An 18541-nucleotide genomic window follows, 5' to 3' on the forward strand; every position below is an offset into this window, starting at 1 on the left:
ACTGAAGTCTTGACTAGATGCGATCGCATTACACTCAGCCTGATAGTTTTGGTCTCTAACTGCAGTAATCGCTGCCATCAGAGCATTCTGTGCTCCCAACTCTTCCGCTTGGGGTGAACCCTTAGACTTCTTTTTCCCAGCTTTAGTGGAACTGACTGGGGAAACATCCATCACCAGATGACCTTCAGCACGCAATCCTGCTAGCACCGATTCCCGATAGTTGACCATGGCGGCATTGAATCGGACAGCCATTTTCGCCCAGCACATCAAGGATTCTGCTTGAAAGCCTGTATCTAAATCATCCACAGCATCGAAATCCGATTGTTGTAGCAACCGAATATTCATTTGGGTCAAACGCTGTCCAGATGCCAGTAGTGAGGATAGAGACGTGGAGCCATTACCGACGTGATTAAAGCCATAAGGGGCTACCCAGATGAACCGGGGGAGATTTTCTCGGATTCGGCCTAAGGTTTGTCTGACACTATTTTCTCCTTGCACCCCTTGGGCAATACACCACACAGAGGTAAAGTGTCCCCGCAGATCAATACTCACTCCCGTTTCAATAGCAGGACTAGCTAATACAATGTCATAGTCCCGTAAAACATTGTTGAGGTTATTGATACACCCCATGGCTGGATGATTTGTTTCACCAAGGGATTCCGAATCAATGCGCAATATCCGGAGGTGGGGAAATTGCTTTTTTAGGTACGCTTCTAGAGTGCAAGTACCCCATTGGCTCTTGGGTTTTTGAGCGGAAAGACACACAAAGGGTTTGCCTCCTTGAGCAATGTGTGCTTCTAGCTCTCGCACTAGTTTTTTTGGTGTGCTATCGGTATAGTTATGAACTTGCCAGGACCCGTCAATGTTCGGTTTCCAGTCATTCTCAATGATGAAGGGTTCAAGGTCAACTCCAGACAAGCTCAGTAAGTAATCTATCGATATATCACTCAAGTCCGCATCCGCAATATAAACTTGACCAGACCCCCCCAAGACATTCTGGATTAGGGTTTTCAGAGATTTGAGAATAGCAACCCGATTACTCTGACAGGTGCTAGAGTTCAATCCATGCCAGAGCACTTGCTCCACTTCATCGATAATCACTACGCCATCAGACCAGTTAGCGGCATTGAAGCGAGCCTGAGAATTACCATGCAAGGAGTCGAGACATAAACCATAACCTAACACCCCTTCCTTCTGGTCATCCCTGACCTCAGTGATATACTTGATGCCAAAGCGTTGGCACAATGCTTCTACTAATCGCACCCGATGACCAAGCACCAACACCCATTGCTTTCGGGCTAGGGCTTGAGAGACAATTTTTTCCAGTAGTTGGGTTTTTCCAGTACCCTTAGGGGATTTAATCCCAATCAGTTGGGCTGTATCCGGAATCGGAAGTTGTTGCAGATAGCGGCAATTTACCTTAAGGTTAGCTCGATAGGTGAGCTGGGTTAGGGATTTAGCTTTCCAAGTATCGAGGGGGAGTGCTCGTTGGTAAACTTGCTCAAAGGTCTTCTGACCTTGATCAGCAATTAAATCATCTACCCCTTTGCCTAGCTGGGCATCCCAAGTAATCACCTTAACAGGGCAACCTGCTTGATTGAGCAGATATCCCATTCTACGAATCGCAGCATTGACAGCTTTGATGGTATTCGGTTTCGAGTCTTGGTCAAAGACTATGTAAATCGGTCGCTCCGGAGTCGCTAGTTTCTGTAGTTGGGGAATCAAGTCAGACTTGCCAATCCGATTTCCCTGGGCATCCCTACGGATTCGATACCCACCATTAATTCCTGGTAATGCGATCGCAGCGTAACCAGCAGTGAGTAAAGCTCCAGCTTTCTTAGCGCCCTCAGTAATACACAACGGAATCGAGGGGTGAGAGATCAGCCACTGCCAAAATCCTAGATCCGGTTGATTGTGGTCAAGGTCTGTGGGGAGAATAGTAATATCATTGCGCTCAGCAATCCGTTGCCACAGGTGCAAAGGTACTCGCAGAGCAAACAAGCCTGTGGGGGTTTTGGGGGGATGTTCATATTTTATTAGCTTCCTAGTTTCCCCACTCTGACGGGGTTGGCTGGGTTTGAAACAGCCCCAAATATCCTCCTGACCAGTAAGCAAGTCAATACCAGAACACCACCATCCCCCTTGTTCGAGGTGTTGATAGCGTTTCAGAATCGAGTTTAGCACTCGACCATCATTGCGTCTGGGCAGGGAGTCGGAATAGAAGAGATACTCAAATGGGCTAGAGCCTTCGAGAGACCTTACATTGAGGCGAGTCAGCTGTTCATCAACACTACTAGCTGTCCACTCCTGGATATGGTTCATGGGTTTGGGGAAGACTCTGGCAGAGGTCACGCTATATCTAGTGGTTTAATCTTTAACTTAAGTAATATAACACTATTTGTGACCTAATAGTTCATTTTACCTAATGGTTTATATTTTCTTGACAGTTCACCGTTTACGGTTAACCGTTGACGGTTGATAGTACCATAAAATGATCACTTATCCCTAGCATCGGATTACCAGTAATTAGTGTAATTAGTTATTAGTTATATAGGGATGCGTGTAGGAATTGTGACAATTTTTGTTCCCTACTCCCGTCTTGATGCAGTCGCTCATGGGGGGAACCCCCAAGACCGTAATGGTGCTTTTTCCGTAGGCGAATTAAATTCGCCACGGGTCGCACCTCTGCATCGCTACTCCCTACGGTGCGCTTGACCCGTAATTAAATTCGCCACGGGTCGCACCGCTCCCTACTCCCTACTCCCTATTCCCTTTGCTATTCCAGAATATTCCCATAGTCTGGGCGAGAGTGGGAAACGCCACTTTCACCCTTATTTCTCTAATTATTCTTGCCCTAAGTTTAGGTCAAGCAGGTTGGTTTCGGTGGTTAGCGCTTCACATAGCTAATTGGGGATGTGGTCGTGGCCATTTGCTTTTCTCCTTAGTGATCCTAGTGGGGATGTTATTGAGCAATGTGTTTACTAACCTCGCCACGACCATAGTCTGGACAGCTGCTGTCATGGAAATTTTGCTGCTGCTTGGCTTTAGTGCCAAAGCTACTCTGGCATTTGTGTTTACTAGTGGTTTTATTACCGATGCCGCTAGCTTGCTACTGCCGATGAGTAATCCAGTCAATCTGATTTATGTTGACTATTTACAGATTTCCTGGTTGCGCTATGTGATGGTGATGTTGCCGGTAACCGTTGCCACAATAGCCACTAGTATCATCATTCTTTGGTTCTATTTTGAACCCCAAATCCCCCTGACCTATAACCTTGCCCGTCTACCACCACCTAATCGTGCGATTCGAGATTCCTTAATCTTTAAATTGAGTTTTCCTATTTTAGGACTACTCCTAATTGGCTACTTGTTGGCAAAAGTGCTAAATTTCCCCATTGCCTGGATTGCTGCTATGGCCGCTTTAGTGATGGTGGCATTAGCAGCACGTTCCTTTAACGGTCGGGCTAGTAGACTTAGTTATATCTTACCGCTAGCAGGTCAACTGCCATGGCGAATTATTTTACTTATCTTAGTCCTGTTTCTATTCAGCATCGGTTTGGACAATCTGGGCATAACTGCTCTGTTGAGCCAGCGGTTGGAAATCCTTTCTAATTGGGGACTCACCTTAGCAGCTAGTGGTAGTGGTTTCTTAGCCACATTTCTTGCTAGTGTACTCAATAATTTACCAACAGTACTGCTGAATGCTAAGGCAATTGAAAACATTACGGATATTGATCCAGCTGTAAAAGAAGTGATGATATACGGTAATTTAATTGGGTGCAACTTAGGAGCAAAAATTACTCCGTTAGGGAGTCTATCAACTCTACTTTGGTTGAATGTATTGGCTTTTAGAGGACTCCAAATCAGTTGGGTTTATTATATTCGCTTAAGTTTTATTCTTACCATGCCAGTTTTGTTTATCAGCTTGCTTAGTTTAGCAATTTGGTTACCCTGGCTGATTGCTTGATTATATTTATGTTCACATCTTAACTAAAAATGCTATAGACTATAAATAGTAATTCAATGGGGTTTGTGACCAATGACAATGATTACTCAAAACTCTCCAAATCAAAAATCAAAATTAGTGTCATTGGAAGCGTTTATAAAACTACCAGAAACCAAACCTGCTAGTGAGTATATTGATGGACAAATTGTTCAGAAACCAATGCCACAGGGAAAACACAGCACAATTCAAGGGGAATTGGTTACTGCTATTAATCTAGTGGTGAAGCAAGAACGAATTGCTCGTGCTTTTCCAGAACTTCGGTGTACTTTTGGTGGACGCTCAACCGTTCCCGATGTATCTGTGTTTGTTTCCCAGAGAATTCCTCGTGATGACAATGGCGAAATTGCCAATGTTTTCCAGGCAGCGCCTGATTGGACAATTGAGATTCTTTCACCTGACCAAAGTCAAACTAAGGTGACAAAGAATATTCTCCATTTTTTAACGTATGGGACGGCAATGGGCTGGTTGATTGATCCAGAGGAGCAAACGGTTTTCGTTTATCGTCCAAAACAGCAGATGGAAGTGTTTGATCAATCATCCGAGCAACTTCCTGTGCCATCCTTTGCTAGGGAGTTAAGCATTACTGTGGGAGATTTGTTTAGTTGGCTATTGGATTGAATCGATAATGGTAGGGTGGGCAAAAAATTATCGCCGATAAGCTTAATGAAAAAACTCTATTACTTTTTGCCTATAATGGTAGGGTGGGCAAAAAATTATCGCCGATAAGCTTAATGGAAAAACTCTATTACTTTTTGCCCACCCTACTAAACTTTTCTGTAAAATGCTACAGGTGAGCATATGCAGTAAATTGTCTTTTGAAGGGAGACTTAAACCCTAAAACTATATGCTGTTGGGGAACTCCTGCTTCAACTAATTCGTTAGCTACTCCCACTTCAGTGCCATCACTCTGAATCCAAATTTTATTATCTTTGATATCAATATGAATTAAGCTTCCGTATTCCCGTCGTTGGTCATACCAGCCCACTACCATCACTAAATAATGATTGCGCTCACTATCAAATATCATTTGAACTTCTGTCTGATCATCGTTAAGGTTGATAGCGTGGGCTTTCAAGATTTTTTGGACTAATTCATTATAGTTCAAGGTTTCCATGATGAAATCTCCTCTTTCTTAGGTTCAAAAATTAGCAATTTTAGCTGATACTCTTCAAGAGCATCCTGAATAAAGGGGCGACGAAAAAATGTATTGTAAGTATCGGTAGGAACGGCTAAGTATAAAATAAAATTAGGTAATGTTTGCTTTAATGCTAATCGATAGTTTAGGAAGCGATGCAGCGCGGTCTTGGGGGTTTCCCCCATGAGCGACTGCATCAAGACATTGACCAAGGGCGACGTGAAACTCTGCCATTTCTGATTCTTGTAAAAAACTTTTGATTTCTACCGCTATGCTTTGATTATCTTTCTGGGCTGCAATTAATTGTTCGGCTGCTAAGTCTATATACATTTCCGATCCGCCAACTTTGATGTATAGAGGATCTTTAGTTATCAGCCAGCCATCTTTTTCTAGGGCTAACCGAACGGTGTTGTGAAAAATATCCTTGGCTGGCATAGACAGATGGGCAATTAGAAATGACTTAGGCTTTTTAAGGTTTATTATAACTGAGATCAATATAAAAAATTCCTCCCGCGCTCTACCGTAACGTGAGCATCGGGAGGAATTTCAGCAGGTGCGACCCGTGGCGAATTTAATTCTTAATGGGTCAAGCGCACCTATGGAATAATTAAATTGAGGCCATAGGGTAAGAGTTAAACCTTGTTTAACTACTGTTGCTAAAACTCGCCTACCCCAACGTTAGCTATGTCGCTCTATAACTAAAACGATCTCACCAGGCAGTTTGTGACATTTTTTTCGACTTAGAGTCCTGTTTTAAGAACTTCCGCCGCTAAAATCTGGGCATGGGTTCAAACAGATTGGCCACTTTAAATTCTGTCGCACCCACTTCCTCCGGGGAGAAGGAAATCCGGTAGGCATGGGAAGCAGTTTTACAAGGATCCGGTTTCAGGCGGATGAAGGTGGCAGTTGGAGGCTGGGATTTTTCCAATATGGTTGTGAAGTCCTCTTTATTCGTGCAGCCCGTGCTCGTCACTACGATCATGACTGTATTTTCAGTAACTTGTATTCCATGCAATGGTTCTATCGTTGCTGCTAAAGCCGTAGGAGCTGTGACACAGAATACTGCCACTGCGGCAAAGAGCAGGGTCCCTAGACCAAGTGCCAGTCTTGAGAGTGCTTTCTTCAAGGGAAGAGCAGCTGGCTTGAAGCGGTTGAATGTTGTCTTTAGCATGTTTGAATTAATGATTTTACGAATTTTGGCCTGATGTTAAAGGGACAGGACGGTCGAGATGATGGAGACCCTCAAGTCTGCCATCCCCTTAAGGCCGGGTCAATTTGGATTGAGCACTCGAAAGACTGAACCATAGGGTCTCCTTGTGGCTTCTGGTTCCGGGGAATTCAGGAATAGTCAGGTTTCCTGCCCCATCGGACTTTGGAAAAGATTGGAGTTCGGTTCAAGAACTCCTGCGCCATTCGCGATTCTAAGAGCAGGGATATTTCATTGTCAAGAAAATAGAAGATAATCAGAGATAATTACTCTTAAGTACCAAAATTAAGTACAGAAACTGCGGATGCTTCGCTTTTTGACAGAAAAGTACCAACGGGGGCAGTTGCGATCGCATCCTTGTCAAAGCAATACCCTAAACCTTAATAAAATAGGTTAACCCTTAATTATAACTTATTATTATCAATGATTGGCTATATTAAGTAAAGTCGTTGGTCAAATAATTCCTATCACTGTTCCCTGTTCCCTGCTGCCTGCTCCCTATAAAAATGTACCTCACCTAATTGAAAACCGCTATAGTTACTCGTGGTTTATACTAGCGCTATAGTTAAGCTATGGAAAATATATAGTCAGTCAACCAAGTTATCCGACAGCGCTGGCTTACCTGACTTGTGCTTAAGTCTTAACTATCACCCTACCAGCCTTGCCAGCACCAAACGCCTCAGCAGTCAAGTCTCAACGGCTCGACTGGGCGTTGGGTTGGTACTGATCACAGTTGGTATTGTGAATAGAAGTACTCAACTTTCAGGACGTTCAGGACCTTCAGCAGGTCTTTTTTTAGGACTTTCAGCAGCTGTTTTTTCAGGACTTTCAGAACTTTCAGCAGCTCTTTTTTCAGCCATTTCAGCAGCTCTTTTCTTAGCTTCCGCCAAGGCTTCCTGCTTATCTTCTTTCCGAACTTTGCAGAACCGTGGAGGCTGATCCATTGGGGGTGCCAATTCTTCCACAAACGCGAAGGCATTTTTGTGGGGAAGGAATCGGGCTTTGACCTGGATGAATTTTGGCTTGCCCTGCTCCTTGAGCTTAGGATTGAATCGGAATGGTTTGACCGAGGAGTCCCGCCAGAATAATGGACAGTGACCAGCTTTGAGTACCCGAGTTCTTTCTGTAGCCTGGTGGCTTTTGAGATAGTTCACTAATTGTTCACTGTGGTTCCTAAAGACTGACACACAGGGAACTTTACAAACAGGGATGAACTGCCACAATCCAGCCAAGATGAAATACCCATTGCCAATCGCTTCAGCCCAAGCATGGGGTCTGTCTTCCTGTAAAATCCCAATTACCTCAAACCGGATATCCTGGAATTTGTTCCTGTCTGGGAAGTGGATCGGCTTAGGATATACCACGAGGCGATGCTCTCGGTTTCCGGCCTCTATGTGCCCCTTGAGAATATCCAGCACATACCTTTTCCGGTTGTGCTTAAGCAGAAAAAAGAGTGGGTAAGCCTTACCCTGAATGGTAATGGTAGGAATTTTCTCAGACAAATCTACCTCACCAGTTACAACCCCAACAGCCATAAACTTTGGTTCTGATGGCTGAATTAGTTCAATTGGTTGAGATGGTTTTACTAATTTCCTGGGAATCTCTGGTTTTTTGATTAGTGTTAGAATTTCTGACATAATTAATAGTGATTGTGTTTGTTCTTAACAAAAGACATCTAAAGAAATCTAGGAAATGGTTCGAATACCTTCCCTGCCAACTGCAAGACGAAAATAGAGACGATACAACTGACAGCTTGGCTTCGCCTGATTGCCATCGAGTGTCACCAACCCCATACTTTCTATAGGTGCGCTTGACCTTGGCGAATTTAATTCGCCAAGGTCAAGCGCACCTGCTGATAGCCAGTAATCCCTTCTATCAACATCCCCCTGATTAGTCCTAACAACCTGTTTCAGTCCTGATCCCAATTGGGACAGATCTGTGATCATAACCAGAAGACCTCGTAGATGGTGGCTATAAATTTCCATAGGTGCGCGCCTCCTAGGGCGAGTAAATCGCCCTAGGGTCCCACCTCCTAGTGTAGGTGCTGCTGGCAAGAACTCCTTTTATGTTATCTCTCTGACGAGAAAGGTGATAAACCCCAAGGCTGACCAGATCAGGATATCCTCCTCCGATGGCTATTAGTCCAATTCGGTTTGACTGCTATTAGTCCAATCAATACCATAGTGCTGCCCTAAATTCTGCCCCTGCTTTGGCCTAAGCGGCTTTGGGCGCTGATTAGACTTCGCCGCAGTTATCAGGGCAAAGGGGAAAGGGTAAAGGGATTAGATTATGAGTCTACCCCGAGCCTGTTGATGCCAAAATCCCAGCATGGGCAATCGGTCTTGGGCAATCGGTCTTGGGCAATCGGTCTTGGACAACCTCAGTTTTATGTAAGAAATTGGCTGGTTTTTTGAGGATATAGGAGACATAATTAAGAATTCAGGAGAATAATTCAGAAGTTATTGGGAGAATACATAGGTTAATTGCCCATTAAACTCTGATTAATTCCAAATTAACTATAAAATTCAGTTATTATGGCTCCTGAATCCTGAATCGAAGCTCCTGACTCCTGGATAAAGTTGGTGATGTCGAACTCAGGTTGGGCAAGACTAGGAAACTCGACAACCACCTGGACTTGATTCACCAAATTTTTACTTTTTTTTCACAATTAACCAAATCTTCACATTTAGTTCAAAAAAGCTTTCAAAAAATTTGGGTAGTCTTCATGATAAATTTATAAAAATTATACTGATTTTTTCATATCCTTACTTATATAACCTAACTGGGTTGTTTTTACAGCACCTTTGAACGGCACAGGAAGCTGCAAACAGCGAGTCAATCCCAAACTAGTTCATTTGGGATTGACTCGTAATTATTACTCTAGCGGTTTTCAAGCTAGTAAGGTACAAGTTTTAGGGACCAGGGACCAGGGACCAGGGACCAGGGACCAGGGACCAGGGACCAGGGACCAGGAAGCAGGAAGCAGTAAAGTCATAAGAGGGAAGAGGTAAAAAATTATGTGTACCTCATTAGGATAAAAAACGCTAGATTAGCCACTGCATCAAGAGGAATTGCTACAACCTTTAGATTTCTTTCAGAAGTCGGGAACAGGGATCAGCGGATTTGGGAACAGAGATCAGGTAACAGTGGACAAGAGTTGCTGATTTGACTTCCCAAACTCCCCACACTTCACCCACTCACCTCAAGCAGGTTTTGTGTAAGCATATGCCCTACGCGAAATAGCTGATAGCTGATAGCTGATAGCTGATAGCTGATAGCTGATATAGCAGAAGTCAGAAGTCAGAAGTCAGAAGTCAAACTCTTGCGCTTACAAAGGGTGTGAGACTTTTGTCATGTCCTAACTGCCCTGGCGACTGCTATAGCTTACGGTTTTGTAGCAATAATAGTCCGGTGACGAGGATCGCTGGCTACCGTGGTCTGATAGTCAAAACCAACATTAATCATGGCCCCTTCTACATTAAAGCTATAGTAGTCATCCATCCAAGGTTCTGTGCTTTTCATCAAAATAAACAGTGCAGGGGGCAGATTCTGGATGACTGGGGAGGCAGGATTCTGGTCTAAAACACCAAGGCAGCCACCAGGTCGTAGAATCCGCAGCGCTTCGGAAAAAATTTCCTCTGTTGCTTGGTGCGGTAGTTCATGAAGCACCAACTGTAAGGTGACCACATCAAAGGAATTGTCCGGTAAACCGGTGTCCTCTCCTTTGGCATGGATCCATTCTGATATTTCTGCTGTCTCATCCATGGTCTTGGCCACAGCCAGCATATAAGGGGATAAGTCTAACCCAACGGTGCGGATTTTGCCCTTTTTAATCCTGGAGTAGTAGCGGTGTAGCGCTAAGGTAGATATTCCTACTGAGCAGCCAATGTCTAGGACATCTGTGACTATCTCGGGACTGTACTCTCCTAGTACTTTATGAAAACTACTTCGTAATCGTTCTTGTGCCGAAAGCCAAGTAAGTTTTTCTTTGGGCCAAACCCTCAACCCCATAGCCTGGGTAGCACTGGCAGCTTCAAAGGCAGCTTCCCAGCATAGGTTTCCCTGGTCATAAGCATGGAAAGGGACTTTGTAGTAGTCTGGGTAGACCAGGCTAGGGTTAGTAATATCCGATAGTAAGGTCTTCGCTCCTGATTTTTCTAACTCCTGGTAGTTTTTCCGCCACTCAATCCCATTTTTTTCTGCGGTTTTAATTAACACCTGCCTGGCCTGGTGTTGCATCACCTTGTAGATCGGCTTGGTGTCGATCAACAGATTAACGAACCGGGAGAGTAAGTCATCCCCCGCCCAGTCTGGTTTCAGCTTGTCTTTCATCAGTATTAAAAAATCATGGCAATGATTAGCTCATCTAATTATTTCATAGCGGTCTAATTGCGCGGTATTATTCCTCTGCCCCAGCACCGATTTCAGTTAAAGTAACTAAACAGTGGCATCAACGATAATAAAGTAGTTTGGGAAAACGTTACCTTGATTCCTAGCTACAAAGAGAATTAATGACTAATGATTCTTAACAACCCAAAATCCCAAGTGGACAAAAGCTGGAGTAGTTGGGTCATAGTTCTATTACTGCTGGTGTGGATAGCGATCGCAGCAGGTTTACGGTTTACCTATCTGGCCGGAAAACCCCCCTGGTCAGATGAATTTGCCACCCTAGTGTTTAGCCTGGGCAATAGTTTTCGGAGCGTACCGCTGGATCAGGTGATTACGTCAGATACCCTGTTAGCTCCCCTCAAACCGAACTCTAGTGCTAGCATCAATTCCGTTATTAATAACCTAATCACGGAGAGTAATCACCCACCACTGTACTTCGTCCTAACCCATCTGTGGCTGAAGCTGTTTCCAGGCCATGGGGAATTGGTATCCCTGTGGGTAGCGCGATCCTTGAGTGTGCTACTGGGAGTGATTTCAATTCCAGCCATGTTTGGGTTAGGTTGGTTAGGGTTTCGTTCTTGCCTGGTGGGTCACTTCGCAGCAGCACTGATGGCTGTTTCACCCTATGGCATTTATCTGGCTCAAGAAGCTCGACACTACACTCTAGGGATTCTATTGGTTATCGCTTCAGTCAGTTGTTTGGTGTACGCTACGCGATCGCTTCAACGGCAGACGCCCTTCCCGATTTACATAGCATTAATCTGGGTTATTGTCAATAGCTTGGGCATAGCTGTCCATTACTTTTTCGTCCTGGTGATCGCAGCTGTAGGACTGGTAATGCTTGGGTTGCGGATTGGGTCAGGGGGTTCAGTATTTTCTTGGAAGTACTGGTGGCGAATTTACGCGGTGGCCCTCGGGACATTAATGGGAGTCTTAGTTTGGCTGCCAATTTTGCCACGCCCCTCCAGTAATCGTTTGACAGAGTGGGTTCACCAAGACACAACCCTCAGCAATTTGCTCGAACCGGTAGCTAGACTCTTGTCTTGGCTGATCACTATGGTAGTGATGCTGCCAGTAGAAGGGCAATCCCTACCGATTATGGTCGCCTCTGGACTAGTAACAGTAATATTAGTGCTCTTGATAGGGCAACTGTTGCGTCGAGGAATCAGAATTCAGAGGTTACACTCCCAGACTAAGGTCATGACTCAGGTTTTGGGCGGTTTCGTCCTGGGAGCGATCGCATTATTCTTATTAATCACTTACGGTCTTGGCATTGATTTGACCTTAGCCGCTCGTTACCAGTTTGTCTACTTCCCCATCGTAATTATGTTACTAGCAGCAAGCTTTGCCAGTTGTTGGAGAGCTGCCCAAGGGAAAGATCAGCAATGGGTAGCACTAATCCTGTTGATGGGATTGGTAGGTGGAGTGATAGTGGCATCCCATGTGAGTTACCAAAAAGCCGATCGACCAGATCTTGCGATCGCTAAAATCTTAGAGATTAGTGATTTCCAGTCTCAATCCCTGCCAGTCCTGATTGCTACAGTTCACAAAAGCCATGAACAAACAGGAGAAATGATGGGGTTAGCTTGGGAATTGAACCGTCGCAAAGTAGTTGATACTGCCATTAATTCACCCCAGTTTCTTTTGGCACATAAAGACACCGAGCCAAGGGTAGCTACAGAAACCCTGCAAAAAACTGTGGCTCAACTGCCCAAACCTTTAGAATTGTGGGTAGTCAATTTTTCTGCCTCTGTTGAGTTAAAAGCCCAAGGTTGTATTAAGGATAAACAATCTATATCTAAAGTCCCTGGTTATCGATTTCGACGGTATTCTTGTGAGAAGCATGGGGCTGAGGGCAGGAAATAGGGAAGAGTGTCGGGAGAGGGTGGAGTGTTCGGAGTGTGGGGGGAGAGGGAATAAATAGTTTTCGATAATTTGGTATAGTTAAAGATATTTTTGCTGATTTTTATCGTACTTCCTGCAGATAAATCAGCCATTTTGCTAAACGTTTATTAATCGATTCAAGACTTCTGGCTTAATTCCTAATCCTTAATACTTAATCCTTAATACTTAATACTTAATAGTCTCTCTTCCCTGTGCCCAGATCCGCTGTGCCCAGATCCGCTGTTCCCTGTTCCCGATTCCCGATTCCCGATTCCCGATTCCCGATTCCCTGTTCCCTATAAAACTTGGCAATTGCTGTAATTGTATGGTATATTTCCGAATAAATTAATAGCGCTAGAGTAAGTTGCCCGATCATGATAGATACCACCCAAGCCGCCTATCTTCTAGGTATTTGTCCTCAACGAGTTCGCCAACTCCTGAAAGAGGGCAGAATTCAAGGAGCCGAAAAAGTTGGTCGCTTTTGGCGGATTCCGCTATATAACGGTATGCCCAAGATAGTTCCCGGTAGCCGAGGACCACAAGGCTCCTGGAGAAAACAGCCCAGCAAATCCCTGACTCACATCTACCTCAACGAGGAAGTACTTCAAAAGAATCAACAAAACCATACAACAGACCCAGTGATTACAGTTAAACGGGGTAATCGCGATATCAACTGTCATTATGTAGAAATCAGCGGGCCATCCCGGTTAGTCTATAGACCAGAATCTCCCAAGAATAGTGGTGCCACCCTTTGGATAGAGGTTGAGCCTAATGTGGAGGTTGTAACTAAGGTTTTTGGTCAGTATTAACATGTTCAAAATTAAGCTCAACCACTTCTAGGCTGTATCCTCTTTGCTTAGCAATCCGCTTAGCTTTGGCTTGGGCTTGACTGAAGGAATCAAATTTGAGTGCTCCCCCTGCATGAGGACACCAATTTAACCGTTCCATCCCACCTAATAACTCTAATGAAGCTAGGTAATTAGAGCTATTGGATTCAAATAATACGTACCTAGGTCGGGATGAAGTGCTGTTAGTACCGTCGTGAGATTCTTGGCGACGTTGTTGTTTTAGTTTTGACGCACGACCCATAGCAGACCTCTAGAAAACTAGTGTTGAATGTTTAAAAAATTATTATTCCAGCGGCAGGTGATGAGTGACGAAAGTAAAATTTTATATTTACCAAAGATAGTGTAAATCCAGGACAAACCCAGGCAAAACCTCCTCCCCTGATAAAGTTTTAGGAGACTCCAACACCTCCACAACTTGACCTGGTCGATAAATTTCCACTTGCCGTGCTTGAGGATTAATTAACCAGCCCAGACTTACCCCATTTTTTAGATATTCCTCCATCTTGGCTTGAGTCACCGTTAACCGATCAGTTGGAGACATTAATTCTAGCACAAAATCCGGGCAAATCGGTGGAAACTTCTGGCGTTGCTCTGGTTTAAGTGCATCCCAGCGTTGTTGTTTAATCCACGCTACATCCGGAGAACGGTCAGCACCATTAGGGAGTTTAAAGCACGTCGAAGAGTCAAAACAAACCCCTAATTTAGCTTTTCGATTCCAAATACCTAAATCGATGATGATTTCAGCATTATGGTTACCAGTTTCTCCACCAGTAGGTGACATGATAATCACTTCTCCCTTGGCATTGCGCTCAAATTTTATTTCCGGGTTATTTCGACATAACTTATAAAATTGGTCATCAGTCAGTTCAATAATAGATTTGAAACTTACTGTAAAAGCAGTCATGGTGATTTAAAATGTAGAATTGTAGGGACTATTTTAATTATTATCAAGTTCCACAGGGATGATACACTCAGGACTATTATTTCTGACATTATTCACAGTAGTGCTAACGGGATAAACACTCATCTTCTGGGCATCATAGGGAATCAGTAGTGGCTGCAATAGCTCCCGTTGACTTACCTGATGATGCAGCCATAAATCATAATCCCTAGGTTCTAATATGACTGGCATTCGATCATGGAGCGGACTGATAATGTCATTAGCTACTGTGGTTATAATTGTACAAGAAGCAATTATCTCACCCGTTGGATTTTTCCAAAGTTCCCAAAGTCCTGCAAAAGCAAACGGACGCTTATCTTTCATATGGAAATACAACGGTTGCTTCTTGCCATCCTGTCTTCGCCACTCATAAAAACCATCCGCTACAACCAAGCAAAGCCGACGACGGAATGCACTGCGAAATGCTGGCTTTTCTGCTACCGTTTCTGCTCTAGCATTAATCAGCTTTGCACCAATTTTTAGATCCTTTGCCCAACTAGGAATCAAACCCCAACGTAACAATTGCCATTGTCGCTCAGTCTCAGTTGAGGGGTTTAATACTGTTGCCACCAGCTGAGTAGGGGCAATATTGTAACTAGCCTCCTGGGTTGGCACATCATCTAAATCAAAAGCTCGCGCTAGGCTTACCCCTATAGTTGTCAGGGTGAATCTACCACACATACTGGACGTGATTTAGTATTTATGTACTATTTTAGAAGCAAGTTATCCGTCCTGAGTGCTACAAACCAGCAAGCCTGCTATTAAGCGATCGCGTAGCGTGGCCTACGGCCAATCGCATTTCAATCAGCAATTCAATCATTTGTGGCGGTCGGCTCTGGAAGGTTTGCTAGTTTCGTCCCTTACTGGAGCAGCGTTCAAGTAATAGACCTTGACAAAATTAGCAATATAATCAGCAATTACCCGATTCCCGATTCCCGATTCCCGATTCCCGATTCCCGATTCCCGATTCCCTGCGCGCAGCGCTATAGTACGGGCAACCATTCCAGTCACCCGTACAACCGTCAACTGTCAACCAACCATCAATGTCTTAAAGATCTGTTTCGCTAAACTCACGATTCATGTGGTCAAAGGGCTGATCAACAAATCCGATATTCCCAATACCAGCTTCTGTTGCCATTGCTTTGACCATATCTTTCATAATCTCAATCCCACGCACGGTTGGAGCGATTGGCACACCTAGGGAGTTATAGGTTTCCCGCAACCCTTGTAGAACCCGCTCATCCAGGACATTGGTATCACCAGCAACTAGGGCATAACTAGCATAGCGCAGGTAATAATCCAGATCTCGTAAACAAGCAGCATAACGACGAGTTGTATAAGAATTGCCACCTGGACGCAACAGTTCAGGAACTTCCTCATACAGTTGTGCTGATGCTTGCTTGACAATAGAAGCAGCATTGCCATTGATTAAAGTAGCTACAGCCACCCGAGCGGTGCCAGTTTCAAAGTAAGACTTAAGTGAATCGATGGCATCCCGATCTAGGTAGCGACCTGAGCTATCATAATTCCTAATCAAGTTTGTGACTAGATCCCTCATTAAATTATTCTCCCAACAACAATCTTGATATTTTTGATTTACTATTGACCTCTTCCCTAGATATAGGGCGAGCACTCAACAGGTACAGAGCGCTACACTATGCACTCCACAGGAGTTAAACAGCAAGTTGAATGTGTGCTCAATTCCAGACGCTATAATTGGCTGGAGCTAAGCGTATACATATCTTTCATCACTAGATTGTACCCTGTTGCTTGTTGCTTTCATCCTTAATGCTTCTTGAGAATTGGGCGTTGCCCACCATAGATGTGACCTTATAGTTGAGCAAGACACTTCCAGAGGGGGGAAACAGGGAAACTAGAACCGACCGACCAAATGCTCCCACTAACCCCATTGCCCATATAGAGGCCATATAGAGGGATTTAGGCAAAACCTGCCACTAACCAGAGCCTAGTCTTCGCCTCTGTGCCATGGTGACCAGACAAAGACCTTCTGTTGAGCCTTTGTGCGAGCCTTTGTGCGAACCTGACTTAGTCTAGAACTCGAAAATTTAATTTTTTATTCATATGAGATCCGATCATCTTAGGACATTCTGTATTGTTAGATACATAATGTCCTACTTTCTATCCCTAGGATGAGTCAGGAATCAGGGAACTACAACTTTTCACTGTTCAAGGGAAAAGCCCATCAAGATGCTTTTAAGAAAATCGTGCTGCTTGCACCACTCAAAAAAAAGTATCTCCCCAGGAATAACTGACTCGGATGCTTACCTAGCCCGTCCTCGGTTTGGGAAAGCTTAAGTGTCGCCAATTTTGGTAGATTCACTAACTCAAGTAATTTTCTAAGATTGTTTCTTTGTAAACAAACGTAAAGCTGATCAAAGGAGTCATTCATGCCTGAAACCCCACAAGAAGTCTTGAAAATGATTCAAGACCAAAACATAAAAATCATCGACCTTAAATTCATTGATATGCCAGGGATCTGGCAGCACTGCTCGTTTTACCAAGACCAAATAGAAGAGGATTCCTTTGTCGATGGAGTTCCCTTCGATGGTTCAAGTATTCGGGGTTGGAAAGCAATCAACGAATCTGACATGGCAATGGTTCCTGATGCCACAACGGCTTGGATCGACCCATTCATGAAAGAACCAACCCTGAGCATGATTTGCAGCATTAAGGAACCGCGTACTGGGGAATGGTACAGCCGCGATCCACGCAGCATTGCTCAGAAAGCCCTTGACTATCTGATCAGCACTGGCATTGGGGATACCGCCTTCTTTGGTCCAGAAGCTGAATTCTTTGTGTTTGATGATGTTCGCTTTGACCAAACCGAGAGCCAGTGCTACTACTATGTAGACAGCGTTGAAGGTCGTTGGAATTCTGGTCGAGAAGAAGCAGGTGGTAACCTCGGATATAAGCCTCGCTATAAAGAAGGTTATTTCCCTGTCTCCCCCACAGACACCCTGCAAGACATGCGTACCGAAATGCTGCTAACCATGGCAGAGTGCGGCGTACCCATTGAAAAGCACCACCACGAGGTAGCTACAGGTGGACAGAACGAGTTGGGTTTCCGCTTTGGCACCCTAATTAAGGCTGCTGACGATCTGATGACTTATAAGTATGTCATCAAAAATGTTGCCAAAAAGTATGGCAGAACTGTCACCTTCATGCCCAAACCAATCTTTAATGACAATGGTTCGGGAATGCATACCCACCAATCTATCTGGAAGGATGGGGAACCCTTGTTCTGGGGTGATGGTTACGCCAACCTAAGTACCATGGCGCTCCATTACATCGGTGGTTTACTCAAGCACGCCCCGGCTCTGTTAGCACTTACCAACCCCAGCACGAACTCCTACAAGCGTCTGGTTCCTGGGTTTGAAGCCCCAGTCAACTTAGCTTACTCCCAAGGCAACCGTTCAGCTTCCATCCGCATTCCTCTGTCTGGCCCCAATCCTAAGGCCAAGCGGTTAGAGTTCCGTTGCCCTGATGCCACCTGTAACCCCTATCTCGCCTTCGCTGCCATGCTCTGTGCTGGTATTGATGGCATCAAGAACGAGATTGAACCAGGTGACTCTCTAGATGTGGATATTTACGACCTCTCTCCAGAGGAATTGAGCAAAATTCCATCCACCCCCGGTTCTCTAGAGGATGCTCTGGCAGCCTTAGAAAAGGATCATACCTTCTTGACTGAATCAGGAGTATTTACCGAAGACTTCATTACCAACTGGATTGAATTCAAACTAGACAACGAAGTCAACCCCATGCGGTTGCGGCCTCATCCCTATGAGTTCGCACTATACTACGATGTCTAATACTTTGTCAATGGTGAACTAAGACCATTAGCCATCCTCTAGGGTCAACTACCGCACACTGACCCTCAAGGTACAGTGTGGGCTTGAATAAAGCCTGTTGACCAGACGGCGCGAGGCAAGAAATCCTCGCCTCGCGCAGCCGTTAAGACTAAGCGTTAAAATTCGTACCTTGAAATGCGTGCCAGTTTCAAGCACTACAACTGGGTAATTAAACAGGTCATTCGGGAAAGCCAGTGTTACTCAGAAAGTACCGAGTCTTAACACGTCGAGGCAAACCTTACCAACTTATGTTGAGCGTTCAA

17 protein-coding genes and 1 pseudogene are annotated in these 18541 nt (G+C 44.5%); 6 read left to right on the forward strand and 12 right to left on the reverse strand.

Translation table 11 applies throughout. The features are described 5' to 3' along the window. The coding region (locus tag F6K38_RS10145; protein WP_287356577.1) for a plasmid replication protein, CyRepA1 family at positions 1-2322 on the reverse strand (2322 nt) is incomplete at its 3' end. A 220-nt stretch (positions 2323-2542) separates the two neighbouring features. After that, positions 2543-2674 carry a hypothetical protein gene (locus F6K38_RS10150; RefSeq protein ID WP_267871963.1) on the reverse strand — a complete coding sequence of 44 codons (132 nt, stop codon included), beginning with the start codon at positions 2672-2674 and terminating at the stop codon, positions 2543-2545. A gap of 99 nt (positions 2675-2773) precedes the next feature. On the opposite strand from F6K38_RS10150, the gene F6K38_RS10155 reads away from it, so the two are divergent. Together F6K38_RS10155 and F6K38_RS10160 are read left to right on the forward strand one after the other, a co-directional pair. Continuing rightward, the gene (locus F6K38_RS10155) at positions 2774-3967 is read left to right on the forward strand and encodes an ArsB/NhaD family transporter (protein ID WP_287298344.1); all 1194 of its coding nucleotides are present in this window, start codon (positions 2774-2776) and stop codon (positions 3965-3967) included. Positions 3968-4039: 72 nt separating this feature from the next. Further along, complete coding sequence (locus F6K38_RS10160; protein ID WP_287356567.1) at positions 4040-4624, forward strand: Uma2 family endonuclease; 585 nt, start codon at positions 4040-4042, stop codon at positions 4622-4624. 166 nt (positions 4625-4790) lie between these two features. Here the strand turns inward: F6K38_RS10160 and F6K38_RS10165 are convergent, their stop codons facing one another. From F6K38_RS10165 to F6K38_RS10190, 6 genes and pseudogenes are all read right to left on the reverse strand, one after another. Next, positions 4791-5120, reverse strand: a complete 330-nt coding sequence (locus F6K38_RS10165; RefSeq protein WP_287252902.1) for a XisI protein — start codon at positions 5118-5120, stop codon at positions 4791-4793. Next, positions 5108-5576, reverse strand: a pseudogene (locus F6K38_RS10170) (XisH family protein). Before F6K38_RS10170 ends, F6K38_RS10165 begins: the two are co-directional and overlap by 13 nt. 334 nt (positions 5577-5910) lie before the next feature. Beyond that, a complete protein-coding gene (locus tag F6K38_RS10175; RefSeq protein WP_287252904.1) occupies positions 5911-6312 on the reverse strand; it encodes a hypothetical protein in 402 nt (133 codons plus the stop codon). Between the two features lie 791 nt (positions 6313-7103). Continuing rightward, a complete protein-coding gene (locus F6K38_RS10180) occupies positions 7104-7985 on the reverse strand; it encodes a hypothetical protein (protein ID WP_008177995.1) in 882 nt (293 codons plus the stop codon). 875 nt (positions 7986-8860) lie between these two features. Continuing rightward, positions 8861-8992, reverse strand: a complete 132-nt coding sequence (locus F6K38_RS10185; RefSeq protein WP_008177993.1) for a hypothetical protein — start codon at positions 8990-8992, stop codon at positions 8861-8863. 740 nt (positions 8993-9732) lie between these two features. Continuing rightward, positions 9733-10680 (reverse strand): class I SAM-dependent methyltransferase, encoded by a 948-nt coding sequence (locus tag F6K38_RS10190; protein ID WP_287356569.1) that lies wholly within the window; start codon positions 10678-10680, stop codon positions 9733-9735. Between the two features lie 186 nt (positions 10681-10866). On the opposite strand from F6K38_RS10190, the gene F6K38_RS10195 reads away from it, so the two are divergent. Next, positions 10867-12603, forward strand: coding sequence for a glycosyltransferase family 39 protein (locus F6K38_RS10195; RefSeq protein WP_008177986.1), 1737 nt, complete (start codon positions 10867-10869; stop codon positions 12601-12603). A gap of 392 nt (positions 12604-12995) precedes the next feature. After that, positions 12996-13430, forward strand: coding sequence for a helix-turn-helix domain-containing protein (locus F6K38_RS10200; RefSeq protein ID WP_008177982.1), 435 nt, complete (start codon positions 12996-12998; stop codon positions 13428-13430). On the opposite strand, the gene F6K38_RS10205 is transcribed toward F6K38_RS10200, so the two are convergent. From F6K38_RS10205 to F6K38_RS10215, 3 genes are all read right to left on the reverse strand, one after another. Beyond that, positions 13408-13710, reverse strand: coding sequence for a hypothetical protein (locus F6K38_RS10205; RefSeq protein WP_287251408.1), 303 nt, complete (start codon positions 13708-13710; stop codon positions 13408-13410). The two genes, F6K38_RS10200 and F6K38_RS10205, sit on opposite strands and share 23 nt — an antisense overlap. A gap of 87 nt (positions 13711-13797) precedes the next feature. After that, the gene (locus F6K38_RS10210; RefSeq protein ID WP_287251409.1) at positions 13798-14373 is read right to left on the reverse strand and encodes a Uma2 family endonuclease; all 576 of its coding nucleotides are present in this window, start codon (positions 14371-14373) and stop codon (positions 13798-13800) included. A gap of 33 nt (positions 14374-14406) precedes the next feature. After that, positions 14407-15090 carry an SOS response-associated peptidase gene (locus F6K38_RS10215; protein ID WP_287356571.1) on the reverse strand — a complete coding sequence of 228 codons (684 nt, stop codon included), beginning with the start codon at positions 15088-15090 and terminating at the stop codon, positions 14407-14409. A 141-nt stretch (positions 15091-15231) separates the two neighbouring features. On the opposite strand from F6K38_RS10215, the gene F6K38_RS10220 reads away from it, so the two are divergent. Beyond that, positions 15232-15477, forward strand: coding sequence for a hypothetical protein (locus tag F6K38_RS10220; RefSeq protein WP_154659637.1), 246 nt, complete (start codon positions 15232-15234; stop codon positions 15475-15477). Here the strand turns inward: F6K38_RS10220 and apcB are convergent. After that, a complete protein-coding gene (gene apcB, locus F6K38_RS10225; protein WP_008177972.1) occupies positions 15458-15967 on the reverse strand; it encodes an allophycocyanin subunit beta in 510 nt (169 codons plus the stop codon). The two genes, F6K38_RS10220 and apcB, sit on opposite strands and share 20 nt — an antisense overlap. Positions 15968-16817: 850 nt before the next feature. On the opposite strand from apcB, the gene glnA reads away from it, so the two are divergent. Then, on the forward strand, positions 16818-18239 hold the full coding sequence (gene glnA / locus F6K38_RS10230) for a type I glutamate--ammonia ligase (RefSeq protein ID WP_008177966.1): 1422 nt from the start codon (positions 16818-16820) through the stop codon (positions 18237-18239). Positions 18240-18541: the final 302 nt, after the last annotated feature.

Source organism: Moorena sp. SIO3B2 (assembly GCF_010692525.1).
In the GTDB taxonomy this organism is placed as follows: Bacteria; Cyanobacteriota; Cyanobacteriia; order Cyanobacteriales; family Coleofasciculaceae; genus Moorena; species Moorena producens.

What these genes read in the sequence shown, in the direction of transcription:
- F6K38_RS10175 (WP_287252904.1), bottom strand. Translation starts at nt 6,312, where the DNA reads ATGCTAAAGACAACATTCAACCGCTTCAAGCCAGCTGCTCTTCCCTTG.
- F6K38_RS10160 (WP_287356567.1), top strand. Translation starts at nt 4,040, where the DNA reads ATGACAATGATTACTCAAAACTCTCCAAATCAAAAATCAAAATTAGTG.
- F6K38_RS10210 (WP_287251409.1), bottom strand. Translation starts at nt 14,373, where the DNA reads ATGACTGCTTTTACAGTAAGTTTCAAATCTATTATTGAACTGACTGAT.
- F6K38_RS10190 (WP_287356569.1), bottom strand. Translation starts at nt 10,680, where the DNA reads ATGAAAGACAAGCTGAAACCAGACTGGGCGGGGGATGACTTACTCTCC.
- F6K38_RS10180 (WP_008177995.1), bottom strand. Translation starts at nt 7,985, where the DNA reads ATGTCAGAAATTCTAACACTAATCAAAAAACCAGAGATTCCCAGGAAA.
- apcB (WP_008177972.1), bottom strand. Translation starts at nt 15,967, where the DNA reads ATGAGGGATCTAGTCACAAACTTGATTAGGAATTATGATAGCTCAGGT.
- glnA (WP_008177966.1), top strand. Translation starts at nt 16,818, where the DNA reads ATGCCTGAAACCCCACAAGAAGTCTTGAAAATGATTCAAGACCAAAAC.
- F6K38_RS10215 (WP_287356571.1), bottom strand. Translation starts at nt 15,090, where the DNA reads ATGTGTGGTAGATTCACCCTGACAACTATAGGGGTAAGCCTAGCGCGA.
- F6K38_RS10205 (WP_287251408.1), bottom strand. Translation starts at nt 13,710, where the DNA reads ATGGGTCGTGCGTCAAAACTAAAACAACAACGTCGCCAAGAATCTCAC.
- F6K38_RS10165 (WP_287252902.1), bottom strand. Translation starts at nt 5,120, where the DNA reads ATGGAAACCTTGAACTATAATGAATTAGTCCAAAAAATCTTGAAAGCC.
- F6K38_RS10200 (WP_008177982.1), top strand. Translation starts at nt 12,996, where the DNA reads ATGATAGATACCACCCAAGCCGCCTATCTTCTAGGTATTTGTCCTCAA.
- F6K38_RS10195 (WP_008177986.1), top strand. Translation starts at nt 10,867, where the DNA reads ATGATTCTTAACAACCCAAAATCCCAAGTGGACAAAAGCTGGAGTAGT.